Genomic DNA, 20,486 nt, shown 5'->3' on the forward strand with positions numbered 1-20,486 from the left:
CTGTGAGGCTGCCGTTCGGGTAGGTGAAGGAGTAGGAATGACCGTGAAACCTTGGCTGGATATTTACCCGGAGTGGGTACCTTCCGATATCACGGTGGATGAGGAGACTTTAGAAGAGTCGCTCCTGCGCGCTGCTGACCGGTACCCCGATCGGGTGGCCTTGGATTTCCTCGGTGCGACGACTAGTTATCGCGAACTTGTTGAGCGTGCCCGCAAGGTTGCTACGCTGCTACGTAATTTAGGGGTGCAGCGCGGGGATACCGTTGCTCTGGCTTTGCCGAATTGCCCGCAACATATGTATGCCCTGTGGGGAGCGATCTTGACGGGGGCAACCGTGGCAGAGATGAATCCGCTGGCCCCGCAACCGGAATTGCACCGCCAGATCGCGATGGTTGATGCGCGGGTTGTTATCGCGTGGGAGAAAACCATTGCCACGATGGCGCCGGCCGCTGATGACCCGCGCCACTACTTCGCGGTTGATCTTTCCCGTGATTTGCCACTGACGTCGCGGATGCTTCTCAAGCTTCCGGTGGCCCAGGCCCGCACCCAGCGCGCTCGTTTGCGCGGGGAGGTTCCCCCTCATGTGGCTTCTTTTGATCGGGAGTGGCGGAAGGCGGCCCCGATGGATCTTGCAACGTTCCGTAAACCGCAGGCGGACGACGTCGCTCTCTATATGTTTACCGGGGGTACAACGGGAAAGCCGAAGGCTGTTATGCTCACCCACCGGAATTTGGTATCTAATCGTAAGCAGATTATTGCTTGGGTGCCTTTTGAGGCTGATCATCACGAGGTAATCGCGGGGGTGCTTCCCCTCTTCCATGCCTTCGGTTTCACTCTCATGATGATGTGCGCCCTGGATCTGGCGGCTACCGCTATTTTCTTGCCGAATTTCGATATTCCGTCTCTCTTGGCCGCTCAGAAGCGCCGGCCGATTACGGTGCTGCCCGGGGTGACTCCCATGTTTTCCCGCATTCTTGCCGAGGTGGAGAAGCGGGAAGCGGCCGGGGAAACTATTGATCTGTCCTCGATTCGTTTCGGGGTGTCTGGAGCAATGGCGCTGCCGGATGAGGTGGCGCGCCGCTGGGAGGAACGCACCGGGGGCTTCCTCATTGAGGGATACGGGATGACGGAATCTTCTCCGGTGGTTTCCGGGTCTCCGATGAGTCAAGATCGGCGCCCGTCCACCTTGGGTGTTCCGTTCCCCGGCACCGAGGTGCGTATCGCCAATCCCGATAATTTGGCGGAGGACGCCGAGGATGTGGGTGAGATTTTGGTGCGCGGCCCGCAGGTGTTCGCTGGGTATCTGGGTGAGCCGGAGGAAACCGCGCAGGCGATGTTCGAGGATTGGCTGCGCACTGGTGACCTGGGGCGCTGGGATGGGCCTTTCGTTGTTATGGCGGATCGCGCAAAGGAAATGATTAATTCTTCCGGCTTCAATATTTATCCTTCCGAGGTGGAGGAGGTTCTGCGCGGGATGCCGGAGGTGCGCGATGTTGCTGTTGTGGGGATTCCCGCCGCTGAGCGTGGCGAGTCTGTGGTAGCGGCTCTTGTTTTAGAGCCGGGATCAACGGTTGATTTGGCGACGGTGCGCCGCTGGGCGGAGGGTAAGCTCGCCCATTACGCGATGCCCTCCTCCATCGCTCTTTTTGATGCGCTTCCCACGTCTCAGTTGGGGAAGGTGATGCGCCGCTCGGTGCGCGAACAGCTGGATACTTTCGAGCTGAAAACCGGCGTATGGGTGAAGAAAGCCGGTGCAGTTGCGGGTAGTGCTACTGCCGCGGTGAGTGATATGACCCGTGAGACTTTCGAGCGGGTCTTGGCCGGGTTGGAGACCACCTATAACCTGACTGTTGATCAGATTCAAAGCTGGGCATCCAGCGTCACGAAGTCCGCTGCGGAAAGTGGCGATGTGGTACGCCAGTGGGTTGATAAAACGGCCCCCAGTGGCGAAACTATTGCAGCTTTTGTGCGCTCCGCGGGAGCCACGCTGGAGTCTTTCGCCACCTGGGTGGTGCGTTCCAGTCACGACCTGGTTGCTGGTGCTACACGATCCGTCCCACCCGCAGCGGAAGACAAGGGTACCACTGGAGACGACACGACCGATCAGGAAGGCCGCGCCAAGTCCGAAGAAACCGCGTAGCCCCGGCCACCGGAGCATCCGGGGCCACCGGAAACACCCGGCCCTGGCACAGCTCTTTGCGCGTGGAACCCTCAGGCGCGTGGAACCCTCAGGATTGGGGTTTCGAGAAATCCGGCGATTCGGATGCAACTGGGACATCCGGATCTTGGCGTAGATCTGCGATGGCTCGCTCGAAGTCGTCAATGGAATCGTAATTCGAGTAGACCGAGGCGAAACGCAGGTACGCGACCAGGTCAAGAGCCTTGAGCGGTTCGAGAATGGCAAGACCAATATCATGCGCATCGATCTGCGAGCTTCCCGAGGAGCGGACTTTTTCTTCCACTTGGGCTCCGAGCAGCGCAAGTTGGTCTTCGGTAACCGGGCGCCCCTGGCAGGCTTTCCTCACCCCGCTGATGATTTTCTGACGCGAGAAGGGTTCGGTAGCACCCGAGCGTTTGACGACCACGAGGCTGGCTGTTTCCAGCGTGGAGAAGCGCCGGTGGCAGTTCGGGCATTCACGACGACGTCGAATGGACAGACCGTCATCAGCGGTACGAGAATCAATCACCCGTGAATCAGGGTTGCGACAAAATGGGCAATGCACATTAATCATTCTAAATGTCTCAGCTATAATACGCCAACCGCATAACTATGACGGACCCGCTAGTGCTACCCGTGGCACTATCCGCAGCGACCGTGCCGCCCACGCACAGCCTTGTAGCTCGGGACTAATAGCCTGGAATCTCAAGCACTTGGCCGGGAACCAGGTCATGAGAAGCGAGTCCGTTGAGGTTCACGATATCCGCCACGCCGGTGGAAATATCCGGAACGCCCGGGATGCTGGCAGCAATGCTGGCCAGAGTATCCCCGCCTTGCACCGTTACCGTGGCCATTCCCGTTTCCAGGAAAGTGGTGCCTACGATCATGGCAAAGCTAGCCAGCAGAAGAGTGACAGCGATGGTCAGCGCCACCCGCACCCCCATGCGAACGATGGCATCCAGCGAAGCCGGAGTGGTACGCGAACGAGCTGCCGCTGGCACCGGCACGTGACTAGCGGATCGTTCGACCCCTAGGGCGAGCGATGACGCCACCGCCCCTGTGCGTTGAGCGGCTGGCCGGGCAACCGGCTGTGGAGCGAAAGTAACTGGACGGCGCACCGCGCCCAGGGCCGGAGTATTCCAGCGCCGACGCGCCTGCGCCACTCGCAGCGCGGTGACTGAAGCTCCCCCGCGGACACTTCCGCGGGCATCCCCGCGGGCATCCCCACAATCATTCCCGTAGTGCACTTCTTCGCCGCGCAGCTCACGGTGTACAGCAGCCGGGCGCTCAGCCACCACCCGCAGTTTCGGGTGCCGCCGGCTAGTGTGGGCACGGCTAGTTTCCCGCGGAATCTCCTGGTATGCGACACTCATTTTCCACTCCTCGAACATTCGTTCGCCGAACATCTGTATGTTAGACTAGTACGACAGTGAGGGTTTGTCTAGAACGTTCGTTCGATTCCGTTCGCTTCGGTAACGTTCTGGGCCTTGCCCTCATAGAACTATTCAAACCCGCCCTTACGACATAAAAATCGGCACGAACTCTCGGGAGTGCATATGGATCGTCCTCAGCTCACAGCTCGCCAGGCAGAGATACTGGACGCTGTTATTAACGGGATCGTCACCCACCGCGTCCCCCCAACGGTGCGGGAAATTGGTGAGGAAGTAGGAATGTCGTCCCCTTCCTCGGTGAAATACCAGCTCGATGCACTGGAAGAAAAGGGCTATATCTCCCGTAACCCGCGCCGGCCGCGCATGATTGAACTCACGGAAGCAGGGGTCGCCCATGCCCGTAGTTCTCGTAGCGATTCGGCGTGGGAAAGCACCCTGTTCCCCGTGGGTGAACCCGCTCAGAGCAGCCTGGAATCCGATGTGCCGGTTGATATTAGCGAGGCAATCAATGTTCCCGTCGTTGGGAAGATCGCGGCGGGGGCTCCGATTCTGGCTGAAGAGCTTATTGAAGATGTTTTCCCGCTCCCGCGCCAATTGACCGGAACGGGCGAGCTTTTCACGCTCAAGGTGCAGGGCGAATCAATGATTGATGCCGCGATTTGCGATGGAGATTGGGTGGTAGTGCGCCGCCAGCCCACTGCGGAAAACGGGGAAATTGTTGCCGCCATGATCGATGGCGAAGCCACGGTCAAAGTCCTCCAACGCCGCGATGGCCACGTCACGCTACTCCCGTGCAACCCCGCCTACTCCCCTATCCCCGCAGATGATAGCGAAGTGCTCGGCCGTGTCGTCATGGTACTGCGCACCCTCTAAGCATCCTCTGGTTCAGCCAGCTTCAGCTAAGTCCTAGCCCGGAGCTACCTTCGGGCTGAGGCCCCATGCCGCGGCCCCCGGGCCCAGTCACTGCCAAGCCCACACTCGTGGCAGGTCAGCCTCCCGCCACGAGGCTGCGTCGTCGTACTACTTCCCGTTACCCCAGCTGTTCCGCAAGCCGGCCCAGGGCCGCACGCACCACGGCGCCGTCAACCGTACCCCACATACGCGGAAGGGAGGCACGCAAGAATCCGCCGTAACGCGCCGTCACAAGCCGCGGATCCAGAATCGCCACCACGCCCCGATCGCCCTCGCTGCGGATAAGGCGCCCGGCTCCCTGCGCCAGCAGCAAAGCAGCATGCGCGGCAGAAACATCCATGAAGCCGTTAAATCCACGCTCGTTAGCTCGTCGCGAACGTGCCTGCACCAATGCGTCATTGGGTCGCGGGAAGGGAATCCGATCAATAGTCACCAGACGGCACGTCAAGCCGGGCACATCCACGCCCTGCCACAGCGAAAGCGTGCCAAAAAGCGAGGCATGCGGATCCGCCGCGAAATCCTTAACAAGCGTGGGCAACTGGTCTTCGCCCTGCACGAAAATCGGCAGGTCAAGGTGATCACGAGCGAAAGCCGCGGCCTCATTCGCTGCCTTGCGGGAAGTGAAAAGGCACAGCGCCCCGCCCCGGGAAGCCTCAATCAACTCCACGAGTTCGCGCAGCGTTTCCTGCCCGTACCCGTCCTTTCCCGGCACGGGCAGGTGGCGCGCAATATAGAGAATGCCCTGCTGGTGGTAGGTAAAAGGAGAGCCGACGTCGATTCCCAGCCACGGTCCCTGACTCGGATACGAAAAACCAATCTGCCGAGCGGCCAGGTCAAAACGCCCGCCAATAGCGAGCGTTGCGGAGGTGAGGATCGCGGGGCGCGCCTCGAAAAGGGTATCCGCCAGCGGCGCGGACACGTCGAGCGGCGCCGCGCACAAACTCGACCGTCCCTCCAGGTCGCGGGATACCCACACGACGAGGGAGCCGTTCGCCACCTCGTCACTGACCATCGCGCTCACCATATCGACGCAGGTAGAAAGCCGGTGGCGCACTACCGCTTTCGTTGCGGCATCAGATTCGGTACTACCAGGCAGAGCTGCGACGTCGTTCTCCACCAGCTGCAATTCACGCAGCAGCAACATAAGAGCGTCCTGCAGGGGCGCCGGAAGAGACGTGAGGCGCCCTTCCTCCAGCTCATCAAGAATATCGACGACGCCGTTACGGGCCCGTTCGATCCCATCTGCCAAGATTTTTTCGCGGCGCAGCAGGCGCGCCAATCCCGTGATTTCGCCGTGGGAGAGCGCGAATGTGAGTTGGCTGGTGACCCGGTCAGCCAGGTCATGGGCTTCGTCCACAACAAAAGCATCCACGTCCGGGAGCACCGGAGTGCCCGAGCTATGCACGCCCAACATCGCGTGGTTCGTGATAACGATATCCGCCTCGGCGGCCTCGGTGCGGGCGCGCACCGGGAAACACACCTCGCGCAGCGGGCACTTCACGCCCACGCATTCGGGTTTACTCAAAGAAACTTGGCGCCACGCCCGCTCCGAGACCCCGGGAACAAGATCATCGCGGTCCCCGGTCTCGGTTTCTGCGGCCCATTCGCGCAAGCGCATCACTTCTTCGCCGGTTGCGCTCGCGCCGTATTCCCCTTCGGCGCGGCTGACCAGGGCATCGTCTTCGGGGTAGCCGCCGTGGACTTTACGTAAACATACGTAATTATTCCAGCCTTTAAGCAGGGCAATATGCGGTTCGTGGCCGGTCACGGCGCTGACGGCCCGTGCCACTCGCGGTGCGTCCTGCCCCACGATTTGGCGCTGCAAGGCGAGGGTGGCGGTGGAAACAACAGCGCGCTGGCCGGTGCGCACCGACCATTCCATGAGCGGGACCAGGTAGCCGATAGATTTCCCGGTGCCCGTCCCGGCCTGAATCAGCAGGTGGGAGGAGTCCTCGAGTGCGGTGGCGGTCTCCTCGACCATGCGATTCTGCCCCTCGCGGACCGCTCCCCCGAGATCCGCGACCACCAGCTCGAGGATCTCGGTTAGTTCTTTCCTCATGCCCGCGTCCCGGTGGGCATATCTGTTTGGGCACCCCAGCGGTCCTCAATCTGGCCTGCGATATTTGCTCGCACCCGCGCGTGGATACGAGTTCCGGTGGGCAGATACTCAAGTTCCTCCAAGAGTTCCCCCTCTTCCAAGATCCGTGAAACAAGATCGCCGCGCTCAAAGGGAATGACCGCATCTATTTCAATATTCGGGTGAGGCAGTTCTTCTTCGATGCGCGCCAGGAGCTCATCGATACCCGCTCCGGTGTGGGAAGACACCGCGATAGCGGACGGGTAGCGCGAACGCAGCGCGGTTAGATCCACCGGATCAGCAATATCGGCTTTGGAGAGCACAATAATTTCCGGGATATCGCGGGCCCCGGGCACATCCGCGAGCACCTCGTGCACGGCGGTGACCTGGGCAACCGGATCAGCGTTGGAGGCATCAACGACGTGGAGGAGAACATCCGCCCCGTCCACTTCCTCAAGGGTGGAGCGGAAAGCTTCAACCAGCTGAGTAGGAAGATTGCGCACAAATCCCACGGTATCCGAGAGAGTGAATTCACGGCCTTCCGGAGTGAGGGCTTTGCGGACCGTCGGGTCAAGCGTAGCAAAAAGCGCGTTTTCCACCAGAACATTGGCGCCCGTGAGCCGGTTGAGCAGCGAGGATTTCCCGGCATTGGTATAGCCAACCACCACCACCGAGGGAATCCCGGTACGGCGCCGTTCGGCACGCCGGGTGGAGCGGGCCGGTGCCATCTTTTTGATATCGCGGCGGAGTTTGGCCATGCGTTGGCGGATGCGACGTCGATCCAATTCGAGCTGAGTTTCACCCGGGCCGCGCGACCCGATGCCGGCGCCGCCAGCCACCTGCCCACCGGCCTGCCGCGACATCGATTCACCCCACCCGCGCAGGCGCGGGAGGAGATATTCGAGCTGAGCGAACTCAACCTGGGCTTTACCCTCTTTCGATTGGGCATGCCGCGCAAAAATATCGAGGATGAGCGCGGTGCGGTCAATCACTTTGACATTGACGATATCTTCGAGGGCACGCCGCTGGGAGGGCGCGAGCTCAGTATCGACGATGACAGTATCGGCTTCCTGGGCTTCGACCATAGCGGCGAGTTCGCGAGCCTTGCCGGCGCCCAGGTAGGTGGCGCGATCAGGTAGCGCGCGACGCTGGATCACTCCGGCCAGTACCGTTGAGCCTGCGGTATCCGCCAGTGCGGCGAGCTCACGCAAGGATTCTTCGGCGCGGGGGCGATCCTCAGAAAAGACTCCCACGAGGATGACCCGTTCGAGGCGAACCTGGCGATATTCAACATCGATGCCTTGTTCGCGTTCGATACCGCGCGCTAGGCCTTCCACTTCTTGGAGGCCGGTGTGGTCACGGTGGATGCTATCGGTATTGGCCTGCCAGGCACTATCGGCTTGGAGTACCGTGCCGCGGCGGGTGGAGATATCGACATCACCGACGTGGTGGTTGTGTTCATGTACTTCGTTGCTAATGGCCACGTTCTCCTTTGTATTCGCTTTTATTTTCTCACGTTGTGCCGGAGTTTCCTACCGGGAAGTGGCGCGCGTGCTTCGGGTATGTACGTGGGATTCTTCGAGACGGTTTCCACGGTGGTTTTCACGAAAGTTTGCGCGACAGTTTCCGCGCCGCTGTGCGCTCCTTTAAGCTGGTGTTATGACTTCGCACTACTTTTCAGAGCATCCGGATACCGCGAGTAATGCGCGCACGCTCGAGGTTACAATCCGCGGACGGGACTATTCCGTTACGGTCGACGACGGCGTCTTTTCCGGCGGTGGCCTCGATAAAGGCACCGCGGTGCTCTTACGAAAAGTGCCCGAGCCGGAGCTGGATCCGGGCGATATCGCGGTCGATCTCGGGTGTGGCTGGGGGCCGATCACCTTGGCTTTGGCCGCCGAGGCACCTCAGGTTATCGCGGTAGACGTGAATGATCGGGCGCGCGAATTGACCCGCGTCAATCTTGAAGCGAATGGCTTGCGAGGCGAGGTGTTGGCTCCGGATGCGGCTCTGGAACGCTTGGGTGAGAAGTCGATTCGGTTGCTGTGGTCAAATCCTCCTATCCGTATCGGGAAAGCTGCCCTGCATGAGCTGCTCACCACGTGGTTGGGCCGTCTGAGTGAGGACGGGGAAGCGTATCTGGTTGTGCAGAAGAATCTGGGTGCTGATTCCCTTGCTTCCTGGCTGGTAAACGAGGGGTATCAGTGCGAGAAGATCGGTTCCTCTAAAGGATTCCGGGTCTTGTACGTACGCCGGTAGTAACACGGGAGCTAACTCGATACTGACAGAAACGCTCCTTCGGTAACCGCAGCGCCGTTCCGCGGACTCACCGGGTGAGTTTCGTGAGGATCTGCGCGGCTAGCTGGGCTGGCGTGTCCGTACCTGCGTCCAGCCAGGTGATGCGGGGATCGGCCCGGAACCACGAGCGTTGCCGGCGCGCGAGCTTTCGGGTGGCGATACGGATCTCTTCGGTTCCTTCAGCGAGGCTAAGGGTGCCGTCCAGGATGGCCATGGCTTGGGGGTAGCCGGTTGCCCGTGATGCGGTGGGGGCTTCCCGCAAGCCGCAGCGTAGCAAGCCGGCGGTTTCTTCCAGGAGCCCCTCCCGCATCATTTCATCAACCCGCTCGTTAATCGCGGCGTGAAGATCGGCTAATTCCCCATGGATCGCGAAGATATGCACATCCTGGTAGTGGGAGGTATGGCGCGGGAAACGCGGGGTGTAGGGCTTTCCCGTCAGTCGAATAACTTCCAGGGCGCGAATGACGCGGCGTTCATTACGCGTATCGATGGTGGCATATGCCTGCGGATCGCGTTCCTCTAGCTCCCGCAGGAGCCGGGGATAATCACGGCGGGATTCCTCCGTGATCGCGGCTCGCAACCTGGGATCGGTTCCAGGGAACTGCAATTCATCAAGAAGCGCAGATACATAGAGCCCCGAGCCTCCCACCACCAGGGGAATTTTCCCCGCCGTGGTGATAGCCGCGAGATCCTGCCGGGCATGCTTTTGGTAGGCCGCAACCGAGGCTTCTTCCGCGATATCTAACTCATCAATCTGATGGTGGCGGATTCCGCGCCGCTGGGAAACCGGAAGCTTGGCGGTACCAATATCCAAGCCGCGGTAGAGCTGCATGGCATCGGCGGAGATGATCTCCACTTTTTGCGGCCCGCCCAGAAGCTCCGCCAACTCCAGCGAGACGGATGTTTTTCCGCTCGCGGTGGGACCCACCACTGCAATAATCACCCGGCCACCGCCTCATCTGCCGCGTAACCGTACTGAGCATCATCAGTTTGCTCCGCGGCAAGTTCTTCCGCGGCAAGTTCTTCCGCGGCGCGTTCTTCTAGGAGCACCGCACGGGCTTGGCGGAGCGCCTGGGCGCATTGTTCGGCCGTGAAACCGCGCCGAGCCAGCATGGCGTAGGTACGTTGGGCGAGCGTTTCCGGTTTCCCGGAGGCGCTGCGTAGCTTCTTGAGAGCAAGCGCCACCGCCGAATCGAGTTCCGCTTCCGGTTCAATATCAGCAAGCACTTCCTCGATAATGCTTGCGCCTACGCCTTTGCGGCGCAGTTCCGCTGCGATAGCACGCCGGGAGGCGTTCTTATCACGCCGGCGGGCCGCGGTCAGCGTGCGCGCAAACTTGGCATCGTCAATATAACCGGCCGCCTCAAATTCGTGAAGTACCCGCTCAGCCACGCCTTCCGGCACCTGGCGGGTGTGAAGCGCCTGGCTGAGTTGATAGCGAGAACGATCCATCATCCCGAGCTGGCGATAAACAATATCCCGAGCCCGGTGCAGGTGTTCTTCTTCACTCAAGGACTCGAGGTCAGGCCCTCTCCGAGCGCCGCGCCCATCTCTACTAGCGCCGCGTTGTGAACGGCCACCGCGGCGTGTGTAGCTAGCACCGCGTGATCGACCGCCGCCGGTATCGGTATCGGTATCGGTATCGGTATCGGTATCCGAGTAGTGTGCCACCGCGACCACCTACTTAGAAATCAACGGTTTCCGCGGCGGAGCCGGTGCTTTTCGCGGATGCGGCCTGCTTAGCACCACCAGCTCCCGCGGTAGTGCCATCAACTCCGGCCTTAGCTTCAGTTTCGCTTGCTTCAGCTTCCTCCGGGTCTTCCCGCAGGCCGGCCTTGCGGAGAATTTTATCCTCAATTTCATCACGCAAATCCGGATTATCCATGAGGAATTGGCGGGCCTTTTCTTTACCCTGGCCTAATTGGTCACTTTCATACGTGAACCAGGCGCCGGCCTTGCGGATGATATTCAGTTCCACCCCAACATCGAGGAGGCTTCCCTCCCGGGAAATGCCCTCACCGTAGATGAGGTCAAATTCTGCCTGCTTGAAAGGCGGTGCCATCTTATTCTTGACGATCTTGACGCGACAGCGGTTCCCCACGGGTTCACTACCATTTTTGAGGGTCTCAATGCGCCGCACGTCCATACGGACGGAGGCGTAGAACTTGAGGGCCTTTCCGCCGGTGGTGGTTTCCGGGTTGCCGAACATCACCCCGATTTTTTCACGCAGCTGGTTAATGAAAATGGCGGTGGTACCCGAGGCGGAGAGCGCACCGGTCATTTTCCGCAGTGCTTGGCTCATGAGGCGTGCCTGCAAACCAACGTGGGAATCGCCCATATCGCCTTCAATTTCCGCCTTGGGAACGAGGGCAGCCACGGAATCGATGACGATGATGTCAATCGCGCCGGAGCGAATGAGCATATCGGCAATTTCCAAACCCTGTTCCCCGGTATCCGGCTGGGAGACAATCAGCGAATCAGTATCAACGCCCAGCGCCCGCGCGTAGATAGGGTCAAGCGCGTGTTCTGCGTCAATAAACGCGGCAATCCCGCCATTGCGCTGCGCGCTAGCAACAGCGTGGAGCGCAACCGTGGTTTTACCCGAAGATTCCGGACCGTATATTTCCACCACGCGCCCGCGCGGCAAACCACCAATGCCAAGGGCAATATCCAGAGCGATAGATCCGGTAGGAATGACTTCCACCCGCGGACGGACATGGTCACCCAGCCGCATTACGGAGCCCTTACCGAATTGCTTATCAATTTGCGCCAGAGCGGTATCAATTGCCTGTTTGCGATCATCCACTGCGGGGCGCCCGACCGTTTTGGTGCGGGCACTAGCTTTAGCTGCGGCCATATCCCATCCTTACTCACGTTTCCTACAGATCAGGCCTAGGCGAGACACTCCCTCTCCGAGAGGCTCGAGATCACTGTATATCCGGCCTACGACATACTTAGGCGCCGCGAAACTCTTGTGGATAACGCTGACGCCTGAGGATCTGTGGACTATTCTAATACGAACGGTTGTTCGGTACCGTATCGAGAGGGTGTGTCACCCGCTGCATTCACGCAGCTACTCGCGGGCCGCGAAATCTTCCGAGCTGAGCCGGTGGAGGTAATGGTAGTAATCCGGGAATCCCATCGTGTCACAGACGGCATCCCAGATCCGCTGCGGATCTTCCCCCGCTTCGAGGGCTTGGACCGGGCTGCGGTCACCCAGAGCGGATAGAACGAGATCTTGGGCCGCGCTTCTCCCGCGCCCGTGCGGGAAAGCACGATCAATATTGAGCCAGAATTCAGATTCACGCACCGGTGCTTTGCATTCCTTTGCTGGTGTGGGGCCTCGATTAGGGCGCCTGGTGAGAAGCGCTCGACACAGCATAACGGCGCGTATCAAGGGAAACTGAAGCTAATGGCCTAGCTCCGAGCACTCCCGCTTTGCGAGCGGGGCGCTACCTTGACCGCGCCGTTTGCGACGTGGTGTACAGGGATTACTTCGTAGTGGAAAGTTCCCCGCGCATGAGTTCCGCCGGACTTTCCGGCACGCGCAGGTGAGCCGGGATGCGACCTTCAACCAGATCAATCCGATCAGCAACCAAGCGCAGCACGTGACTCATGGGCACGTTGAGCGCCCGGCAGATCGAAGCGAGGAGTTCCGAGGAAGCTTCTTTCTGACCACGTTCGACTTCGGAGAGGTATCCGAGGGAAACACGTGCATCGGAGGAAACTTCCCGCAGGGTACGCCCTTGCCGCTGCCGGTAGGCCCGCAAAACCTCGCCAATCTCTTCGCGAAGGAGAGCGGGTTGGCGCTGTTCAGGACGCACTACGAAATCATTCTTCCGGGTTACGCCGGTACGGGTATCAATTGTCATCACTAACCTCAACGCCTACTTCCTGTTTTTATTCCCCACAGAGCGAAACATCTTCATCGCCTCCGGTGCCAGGCTCGTGGCACGAGGCCATCAAAAGGTTCCACAAATATTAAGCCAGGCGAATCTGAAGATTTACTGGGAGCGAACAGGAGTTAGTCAGGACACAGCCGAATTGGCGCACTGATCGGTTGCGCCGTCGTGCAAAAACGTTGCAAGAAGTTCGACGGCGCCGCGCACCGCCCCGCTCCGTACGTCGCTCCGGCCCCCGGCAATATGGAGTTCGCGCGCCAGGTGCGCACCGCTCCGCGTGCTCACCGCAATCCACACGGTTCCCGCCGGGTGCCCATCATGCGGGCCGGGGCCGGCTACCCCGGTGGTGGCCATGCCGATATCCGCTCCGGCGACGTCGCATACGCCGCGGGCCATCTGGAGCGCGACTTCCCGGTCTACCGGCCCGTGGCTGGCCAAACGCTCGCTAGACACTCCGAGGATGCTGGCTTTGAGGTCGGTGGCATAGCTGACCACTCCCCCACGCAGCACCGCAGAAACCCCGGGAATGGTGACGAATTGTGCGGTGAGCAGCCCGCCGGTGAGGGATTCCGCGCAGGCGAGGCTGAGGCCGCGTTCGTGCAAGTTCCTCACGCAAGTTTCCGTGAGCGTGGCGAGGTCCGCGGCGCCACTTGGCTGCGCCGTCATCATGAATGCGCCTCGTGGCCGCTACCGCGGGCGATACGCACCGCGTCGCCGACATACCCGACGGCGGACCACACCGAGAGTACAAGCGCCACCCCGAGGGTGATCCACCCGAGCCACTGGAAAATATCTCCACCCGGGTGCCCGAGCCACGCAATCCACGGCAGCATGAGGATACCGGCACCGATGGACTGGGCAAACATTTTGAGTTTGCCAATCCAGCCGGCCGCCATAACCTGTTTTGTCACCACGAGCATCCGCACCAGGGTGATGAAAATTTCGCGGGCGATCATGAGGATGGTGACCCACCACCACAGCCGGTCATGGAGCGAGAGCATAATGAGCGCCGCCGCGATGAGGCCTTTATCGGCGATGGAATCGGCGAGTTTCCCGAAGTTAGTAATCAGACCGCGCGAACGCGCCAGCTGCCCGTCGAGGCGGTCAGTGAAAGCGGCGACGGCAAAAACTACCCATGCCCAGAAGCTGCGGGTAGCGGTCGGCTCCCAGAACACCCAAACAAAAACGGGGATGAGGATGATCCGCGCGACCGTCAAAGCATTAGCAATATTGAGGAGGGGCGGCTCGCTCGCCTCCGGAGCGTTCGTGTGAGACATGGCCCTACTTTACCGCCCCGTGAGCTGCCAGGCGTCCTCCCCGGATTCGCCGGCGGGGTCATCATCGTCGTACCAGGTGGGGGCGGTGCTCTCCGGGTCGTGTGCCAGTGGATCTTCGGCGTAGCGGTTCGCGGGCGCGGCGCCAGCACCGGCACCGTTCGCACCGTTAGGTGCCCCGTTACCACCGTTCGCGCCCTTCGCCCCGTCGGGCGCTCCAGTTCCCGGCGCACCGGCGCCAGCTGTCCCGGCCCCGGCTTCCGCCTCGCTCGGTTCGTCCTCGTAAATAGAGTCACGTTCTCCACGCAGCATGGCGAGGGCGTCTTCCACCAGTTCCGGGGCCACCAGCACGTCGCGGGCCTTGGAGCCTTCGGAGGGTCCCACGATTTCGTATTGTTCGAGCAGGTCCATCATCCGCCCCGCTTTGGCGAAGCCAATGCGCAATTTACGTTGCAGCATGGAGGTGGATCCGAATTGTGTGGTAATCACGATTTCCGCGGCCTGGAGCAGAATATCGAGGTCCTCACCGATTTCTTCGCGCTGCTTCTTTTCACGCCCGGCAGCCTCCACCGTTTCTTGGAAATCCTCGCGATACTGGGGACGCAGCTGCGTTTTCACGTGCTCGACAACGCGCTCGATTTCTGCCTCGTCCACCCAGGCACCCTGGAGGCGAATTGGCTGGGCACCGCCCGGCATGAAGAGGGCGTCGCCCTGGCCAATCAGTTTCTCCGCCCCACCCTGGTCGAGGATGGTGCGCGAATCGGCCAGCGAGGAGGTCATAAAGGCCAGGCGGGAGGGAATATTGGCTTTAATAAGGCCGGTAACCACGTCCACGGAGGGACGCTGGGTGGCGAGCACCAGGTGAATACCGGCGGCGCGCGCCAGCTGGGTGATGCGCTGGATGGAGGATTCCACGTCGCGCGGCGCCACCATCATCATGTCAGCCAATTCGTCCACCACGACCAGCAGGTAGGGGTAGGGCTGGAGGGTACGGTGCGGATCGTGTGCCTTAACGGTGCCCGCCCGGATCGCCTCGTTGAAATCGGTGATGTTCTTGAAGCGGTAGGACTGCATATCGTCGTAGCGCGCGTCCATCTCCTTGACCACCCATTCCAGCGCCTCGGCGGCCTTCTTCGGGTTGGTGATAATCGGAGTGATGAGATGGGGAATACCCGCGTAAATCGTCAGCTCCACGCGCTTGGGATCCACGAGGATCATCCGCACTTCGTCCGGGGTGCAGCGCATAAGTACCGAGGTAATCATCGAGTTGATGAACGACGACTTCCCCGCACCGGTAGCGCCCGCCACCAGCAGGTGCGGCATTTTCGCCAGGTTGGTCACCACGAACTGCCCGCGCACATTCTTCCCCACCGCCACGGTGAGGGGATGGTGGTCACGGCGCGCCACGTCAGAAGCCAAGACGTCGCCCAGCTGCACCACTTCACGGTCCGCATTGGGAATCTCAATACCGATCGCGGATTTGCCGGGAATAGGCGAAAGAATACGCACATCGGCGCTTGCCACCGCATAAGCAATATTCTTCGAGAGCTGGGTGATGCGCTCGACTTTGACGCCCGGCCCCAGTTCCACTTCGTACTGGGTAACCGTCGGCCCGCGTGAAAAGCCAACCACCTGCGCATCCACCCCGAAATCGGTGAAGACCTGGGTGAGCGCAGCAACAACGCGATCATTTGCCTCGGTGCGTTCGGGATGCACCGCCCCGCGTTTGAGCAGATCCGGGGAGGGCAGCTCATACAAAATACTCGGGTCGAGGACTAGCTGCTGGGTACGGGTGAACGGTGCGCCGGTATCGGGTGCGGGAAGATCAGGCACCGTGGCCGCCGCATCCTGGGTCTCTGCCGCGCTGCCGGTTTTCTTGGTGCGCACCGTTTTTTTCGGCGACGACGCCGCCCGACCCGCCGCCCCGCTTCCCGCCGTAGCCTGCGGCAGCACCGTGGTGGCGCCCTGGGTCTGCGCACCATTGGCGCCGCTGGCACCATTGGCACCGTCTGCCCAGGCGGACCCCGCCGCCCCGTCTGCACCATTCCCGCCATTACTGGCGGCGGGATCGGTAGCGGCGTCGTCGTGCTCAGAAGAAGCTCCGGACAGTGCCGCATCCAAGTAACTGCGCGCGGATTTCTTACCGCGCCGGGACGTGCGCCCGGCGCTGGGGAGCCGGGTGGTGTTCTCCGCCGCATCAATATCGTGGGGGGAATCGTAGGGCACTGAGGCGGAATGCCCGCGGTTGGCGATCTCCTCCCCCGTATCAAGCTGGCGCTGTTCGCGCCGGTCCCGAATGGTGGCGGCAATATCCGCCATGGAGACGTCGGCAATATAGAGCCCGGCCCACAAAATAATAATGACGAGGATAGGAACGGCGCCCCACGGGGAGAACAGCATTTCGAGGACGCCCCCGCCGAGCCAGCCGATCAGGCCGCCGGCGTTTTCTACGTCCGCGAAGTGGTCGGCCGGGCTGCGCGGTTGTTTCACGACGTGAATAATGCCGGCCAGGCACACCACGATCATCAACACGCCGAGCAGCACCCGCCGGTGTTCGTTCCCGCGCGCCGGGACCACCAGCCTGATAGCGAGGGCCAGGAAGACGGCGGGTATAAGAACGGAGAGCATCCCGAAGATACCGGCGGTGGCGTGGTGAATAACCCCGCCGAGAACCCCGGAAATATTGAACCATTCGCGCAGTGCCACAATAACCGCGAGACCGAGGAACGTGGCCACGAGGGCGTTGCGCACGTTCCCCGTCAGCTGGCGCCCCTCCGCCCGCTCCGTACCCGCACCGTTGGCGGACGGTGCGGTACGGCGGGACGGGCGGCGCGCGGGCGCCGTCGTCTCTTTCTCGGTTTTTTTGACACGTCGCTGAAACTTCACATCAAAAGCCTAGCCTTTGTGCAAAAACTTGCCCCTCCCGGCGCGCCGCATGCGAGGGGGACTACACCTCCACGACGGTCGGAATAATCATGGGCGAACGGCGCAATTTACGCGACACCCAGCGCCCCACCACGCGCCGCATGGCCTGCTGCATCCCGTAGCTATCCGAGCCCTTCGCCACGGCTTCTTCCAGGGCACGCGTGACTTCCGGAGTGATGCTGTCAAAGACGGTTTCATCTTCGGCCATGGCACGCGCCTGGAGGTGCGGGCCGGTAACGATGCGCCGCGCATTGGTATCCACCACCGCGAAAATAGCAATAAAGCCTTCGTTGGAGAGAATTTGGCGGTCCTTGAGTTCGGATTCGGTAATATCCCCGACCGAGGAACCGTCCACATAAATATTCTGGAAAGGCACCGACCCGACGAGGCGAACTTCGCCGTCGATCATATCGATAACCGAACCGTTTTCCGCCAGAATCACATTATCGGCAGGCACCCCGGTTTTCACCGCGACACCGGCATTAGCGACCTGGTGGCGCACCTCCCCGTGAATGGGCATGGCGTAGGCCGGCTGCAAAATGTTGTAGCAGTAGAGCAATTCGCCCTGAGCGGCGTGCCCGGATACGTGCACCCGCGCATTTCCCTGGTGGATAACATTCGCGCCGAGCTTGATAAGCCCGTTGATCACCCGGAACACCGAATTTTCGTTTCCGGGAATGAGCGAGGAGGCCAGCAGCACCGTATCCCCGGGATTAATTGCCACCTTGGGGTGGGAACGATTCGCGATGCGGGAAAGCACCGCCATGGGTTCACCCTGGGAGCCAGTGGACATGTAGATGCGGCAGTTTTCGGGCAGGTCCTTCATATTTTTGAGATCGACGACGGTGCCCTCTGGCACGTCCAAATACCCCAGGTCCTCCGCAATTTTCATATTGCGCACCATGGAGCGACCCACGAAGGCAACCTTGCGCCCGTTGTGGGCAGCGGCGTTGAGGACCTGCTGGACCCGGTGCACGTGCGAGGCAAAGGACGCGACAACGATCTGCCCGGTAGCCCCGCCGATTACCGAATCGATCACCGGCTGAATTTCTGATTCGGAATGCACAAAACCGGGAATTTCCGCATTGGTGGAATCGCACATGAATAGGTCCACGCCTTCATCCCCGGCCGCCGCGAAAGCGCGCAGGTCGGTGAGGCGCCCGTCCAGCGGGAGCTGGTCCATCTTGAAATCGCCGGTGATGAGAATATTGCCCTCCGGGGTGCGGATGAACAGGGCCAGCGCATCCGGAATGGAATGGTTGACGGCAATGAACTCAAATTCCATGCCCGCGATACTCATGGAATCACCTTCGGCCACCACGGTGACATTCGGGGTGATGTGGTGCTCCTGGAGCTTCGCCTCCACGAAAGCAATGGTCAATTGGGATCCGATCACCGGGATATCCGGGCGCATTTTCAGCAGGTAGGGCACCGCCCCGATATGGTCCTCATGCCCATGGGTGAGCACGATGGCGGCAATATCCTCGAGGCGATCTTCCAGGTAGTCAAGATTGGGGAGAATAAGATCAACACCGGGCTGGGCTTCTTCGGGGAACAGCACGCCGCAATCGGCAACCACCAGTTTTCCCTGGTATTCAAGAACATTGCAATTGCGGCCAACTTCACCGAGCCCACCTAGGGGAACGATACGAACGGCGTTCCGCAGCGGTGGTACAGATTTCTTCACTTCATCACTCACCCCTGTATTCTCTCACGAAGCGGGGCGCTTCCATAGGTGCTTCATGCCCGGGCGTAAAACTAGTGGCCTGCTAGTCCGCCGCGGCGGCGAGGCACGGCGCGGCACGGAGCGCCCCACCTCGTTGCGGCACGGCGCGGCACGGAGCGCCTGCCGCCGTTGCCGCCGTGCCCGCACCGGCTAATCCGCGAGGAGCCCTTCGGCGCGCAGCACTTCCGCCAGTTCCGCGATCTGCGCCGCGGAGGCCCCCACCAGGGGTAGCCGCAGGGTTGCCGAGGGGATAACCCCGAGGAGCTTGAGCGCCTCTTTGGCCATAACGGCGCCCTGGCCGCTGCCCATAATCGCGGAAATAATATGACGCTGCGCGGCGGCTTCTCGGCGGGCGGCGGGCAGATCCCCGGCATCGACCTGCTCCACCAGGGCCCGCAAGCGCGCCGCAATAACGTGCCCGGCCACCGAAATCACCCCGGAGGCACCGTGGGCGAGCCAGGCGAAATTGAGAGCGTCGTCCCCCGAGTAATACTCCAGGCCGGTGCGCGCCATTTTGACGAAACCGCCCGCCACGTCCCCGGTGGCATCTTTGACGGCGAGGATGCGCGGATGCTCCGCCAGGCGCAGCAGCGTATCCAGTTCGAGCCGCACCCCGGTGCGCCCCGGGATATCGTAAACCATGACGGGCAGATCGGTTGCTTCCGTCACGTTCAAAATATGCTGGTACACGCCCTCCTGGGAGGGCCGGTTGTAATACGGGGCGACGACGAGCAGCCCCTGCGCCCCACTTTTTTCCGCACCGCGGGCAATGCGCACGGCGTGGGCGGTGTCATTAGAACCGGCGCCGGCGATAACCATGGCGCGGTTCCCCACCGCCGCGCACACTTCCCGCACCAGTACGTCTTTTTCGGGCTGGTGCGTGGTGGGAGATTCCCCGGTGGTACCCGAGAGGAGCAGGGCATCGCAGCCCTGGTCCACGAGGGTGGTGGCCAACGCCACCGCGGCATCAACATCCAAGGAGCCGTCGGCGTGGAAAGGGGTCACCATCGCAACGCTGACGGATCCGAAACTACGTGAAGGCAAAGTGTGCTCGTCCATGGGCTCAGCCTATCGTCCCCAGCTCATATACTGCTCTAATCCCACCTGCACGCCCGGATGCTGGTCAATGCCGCGGATAGCGAGGAGCACCCCGGGCATAAACGATTCGCGGGTGAAAGAATCCTGGCGCAAGGTGAGCTGTTCGCCCGGGTTGCCCAGCAGCACCGTTTCGTGGGCGTTCAGGCCCCGTAGGCGCACCGCGTGCACCGGGATGCCGGCAATTTTCTCCCCGCGGGCGGGCGCCGGCCCGCAGGTCGCATCGGGGGCGGGTGCGCATCCGGCCGCCGCCCGGGCCGCCGCGATTTTCTCCGCGGTGGCGCGCGCCGTTCCCGAGGGAGCATCCACTTTATCTGGATGGTGCATTTCCACCACTTCGACGGATTCGAAATACGGGGCGGCCATTTCCGCGAACATCATGGTGAGCACGGCGCTCAAACCGAAATTCGGGGCGATGAGCACATGGCGCCCCGTCTCCTTGGCCACGGCCTCAATACGCGCGATTTTTTCCGGGGTCCATCCCGTTGCCCCCACAACAGCATGGCAGCCGTTGGTCAGGAGGGCTCGCACGGTATCTTCCGTGGCATCGGGAACGGTGAAATCCACTCCCACGGTGGCACCCGCCAGGGTCTGGGCATTGATGGGATCGTCCTTGGTGATCCGGGCGGTCAAGTTCATATCGGGGGCGGCGGTGACGGCGGTGCACACGGTGCTCCCCATCCGTCCCGCCGCTCCCACCACAGCTACGTTGATAGTCATACCGTCCA

General features: G+C 61.3%; 18 protein-coding genes. 3 read left to right on the forward strand and 15 right to left on the reverse strand.

The annotated features are described in order from the left end of the window. Positions 1-37: 37 nt before the first annotated feature. A complete protein-coding gene (locus tag ACRQHG_RS02540; protein ID WP_435719396.1) occupies positions 38-2,140 on the forward strand; it encodes an AMP-binding protein in 2,103 nt (700 codons plus the stop codon). Between the two features lie 88 nt (positions 2,141-2,228). On the opposite strand, the gene nrdR is transcribed toward ACRQHG_RS02540, so the two are convergent. Together nrdR and ACRQHG_RS02550 are read right to left on the reverse strand one after the other, a co-directional pair. After that, a complete protein-coding gene (gene nrdR / locus ACRQHG_RS02545; RefSeq protein ID WP_435719397.1) occupies positions 2,229-2,732 on the reverse strand; it encodes a transcriptional regulator NrdR in 504 nt (167 codons plus the stop codon). A gap of 115 nt (positions 2,733-2,847) precedes the next feature. After that, positions 2,848-3,531, reverse strand: a complete 684-nt coding sequence (locus ACRQHG_RS02550) for a LysM peptidoglycan-binding domain-containing protein (RefSeq protein ID WP_435719398.1) — start codon at positions 3,529-3,531, stop codon at positions 2,848-2,850. A gap of 183 nt (positions 3,532-3,714) precedes the next feature. On the opposite strand from ACRQHG_RS02550, the gene lexA reads away from it, so the two are divergent. Further along, complete coding sequence (lexA, locus tag ACRQHG_RS02555; RefSeq protein ID WP_435719399.1) at positions 3,715-4,422, forward strand: transcriptional repressor LexA; 708 nt, start codon at positions 3,715-3,717, stop codon at positions 4,420-4,422. Between the two features lie 157 nt (positions 4,423-4,579). Here the strand turns inward: lexA and ACRQHG_RS02560 are convergent, their stop codons facing one another. Together ACRQHG_RS02560 and hflX are read right to left on the reverse strand one after the other, a co-directional pair. Then, positions 4,580-6,520 (reverse strand): ATP-dependent DNA helicase, encoded by a 1,941-nt coding sequence (locus ACRQHG_RS02560; protein WP_435719400.1) that lies wholly within the window; start codon positions 6,518-6,520, stop codon positions 4,580-4,582. Further along, the gene (gene hflX, locus ACRQHG_RS02565) at positions 6,517-8,022 is read right to left on the reverse strand and encodes a GTPase HflX (protein ID WP_435719401.1); all 1,506 of its coding nucleotides are present in this window, start codon (positions 8,020-8,022) and stop codon (positions 6,517-6,519) included. The genes ACRQHG_RS02560 and hflX overlap by 4 nt, the downstream gene beginning before the upstream one ends. Positions 8,023-8,197: 175 nt before the next feature. On the opposite strand from hflX, the gene ACRQHG_RS02570 reads away from it, so the two are divergent. After that, complete coding sequence (locus ACRQHG_RS02570) at positions 8,198-8,797, forward strand: class I SAM-dependent methyltransferase (RefSeq protein WP_435719402.1); 600 nt, start codon at positions 8,198-8,200, stop codon at positions 8,795-8,797. 67 nt (positions 8,798-8,864) lie between these two features. On the opposite strand, the gene miaA is transcribed toward ACRQHG_RS02570, so the two are convergent. The 11 genes from miaA to dapB form a co-directional block, all read right to left on the reverse strand. After that, positions 8,865-9,779, reverse strand: coding sequence for a tRNA (adenosine(37)-N6)-dimethylallyltransferase MiaA (gene miaA, locus ACRQHG_RS02575; protein WP_435719403.1), 915 nt, complete (start codon positions 9,777-9,779; stop codon positions 8,865-8,867). Continuing rightward, positions 9,776-10,507: a regulatory protein RecX gene (locus ACRQHG_RS02580; protein WP_435719404.1), complete on the reverse strand. Its 732-nt coding sequence runs from the start codon at positions 10,505-10,507 to the stop codon at positions 9,776-9,778. The genes miaA and ACRQHG_RS02580 overlap by 4 nt, the downstream gene beginning before the upstream one ends. Positions 10,508-10,520: 13 nt before the next feature. Further along, positions 10,521-11,693 carry a recombinase RecA gene (gene recA / locus ACRQHG_RS02585; RefSeq protein ID WP_435719405.1) on the reverse strand — a complete coding sequence of 391 codons (1,173 nt, stop codon included), beginning with the start codon at positions 11,691-11,693 and terminating at the stop codon, positions 10,521-10,523. Between the two features lie 216 nt (positions 11,694-11,909). Further along, on the reverse strand, positions 11,910-12,146 hold the full coding sequence (locus ACRQHG_RS02590) for a DUF3046 domain-containing protein (RefSeq protein ID WP_435719406.1): 237 nt from the start codon (positions 12,144-12,146) through the stop codon (positions 11,910-11,912). 181 nt (positions 12,147-12,327) lie between these two features. Continuing rightward, the gene (locus ACRQHG_RS02595) at positions 12,328-12,708 is read right to left on the reverse strand and encodes a helix-turn-helix domain-containing protein (protein ID WP_026428564.1); all 381 of its coding nucleotides are present in this window, start codon (positions 12,706-12,708) and stop codon (positions 12,328-12,330) included. 156 nt (positions 12,709-12,864) lie between these two features. After that, positions 12,865-13,407 carry a CinA family protein gene (locus ACRQHG_RS02600; RefSeq protein WP_435719407.1) on the reverse strand — a complete coding sequence of 181 codons (543 nt, stop codon included), beginning with the start codon at positions 13,405-13,407 and terminating at the stop codon, positions 12,865-12,867. Next, positions 13,404-14,015, reverse strand: a complete 612-nt coding sequence (gene pgsA, locus ACRQHG_RS02605) for a CDP-diacylglycerol--glycerol-3-phosphate 3-phosphatidyltransferase (RefSeq protein WP_435719408.1) — start codon at positions 14,013-14,015, stop codon at positions 13,404-13,406. Before pgsA ends, ACRQHG_RS02600 begins: the two co-directional genes overlap by 4 nt. A 9-nt stretch (positions 14,016-14,024) precedes the next feature. Next, complete coding sequence (locus tag ACRQHG_RS02610; protein WP_435719409.1) at positions 14,025-16,898, reverse strand: DNA translocase FtsK; 2,874 nt, start codon at positions 16,896-16,898, stop codon at positions 14,025-14,027. Positions 16,899-16,959: 61 nt separating this feature from the next. Beyond that, positions 16,960-18,636, reverse strand: a complete 1,677-nt coding sequence (locus ACRQHG_RS02615; RefSeq protein ID WP_435719410.1) for a ribonuclease J — start codon at positions 18,634-18,636, stop codon at positions 16,960-16,962. A 177-nt stretch (positions 18,637-18,813) separates the two neighbouring features. Then, complete coding sequence (dapA, locus tag ACRQHG_RS02620; protein WP_435719411.1) at positions 18,814-19,722, reverse strand: 4-hydroxy-tetrahydrodipicolinate synthase; 909 nt, start codon at positions 19,720-19,722, stop codon at positions 18,814-18,816. 9 nt (positions 19,723-19,731) lie between these two features. Next, entirely contained in the window at positions 19,732-20,478 is a 747-nt protein-coding gene (gene dapB / locus ACRQHG_RS02625) for a 4-hydroxy-tetrahydrodipicolinate reductase (protein WP_284896740.1), read from the reverse strand. Between the last annotated feature and the right edge of the window lie 8 nt (positions 20,479-20,486).

Origin of the sequence: Actinotignum vesiculae, from assembly GCF_051267215.1 — a bacterium.
Lineage (GTDB): Bacteria > Actinomycetota > Actinomycetes > Actinomycetales > Actinomycetaceae > Actinotignum > Actinotignum schaalii.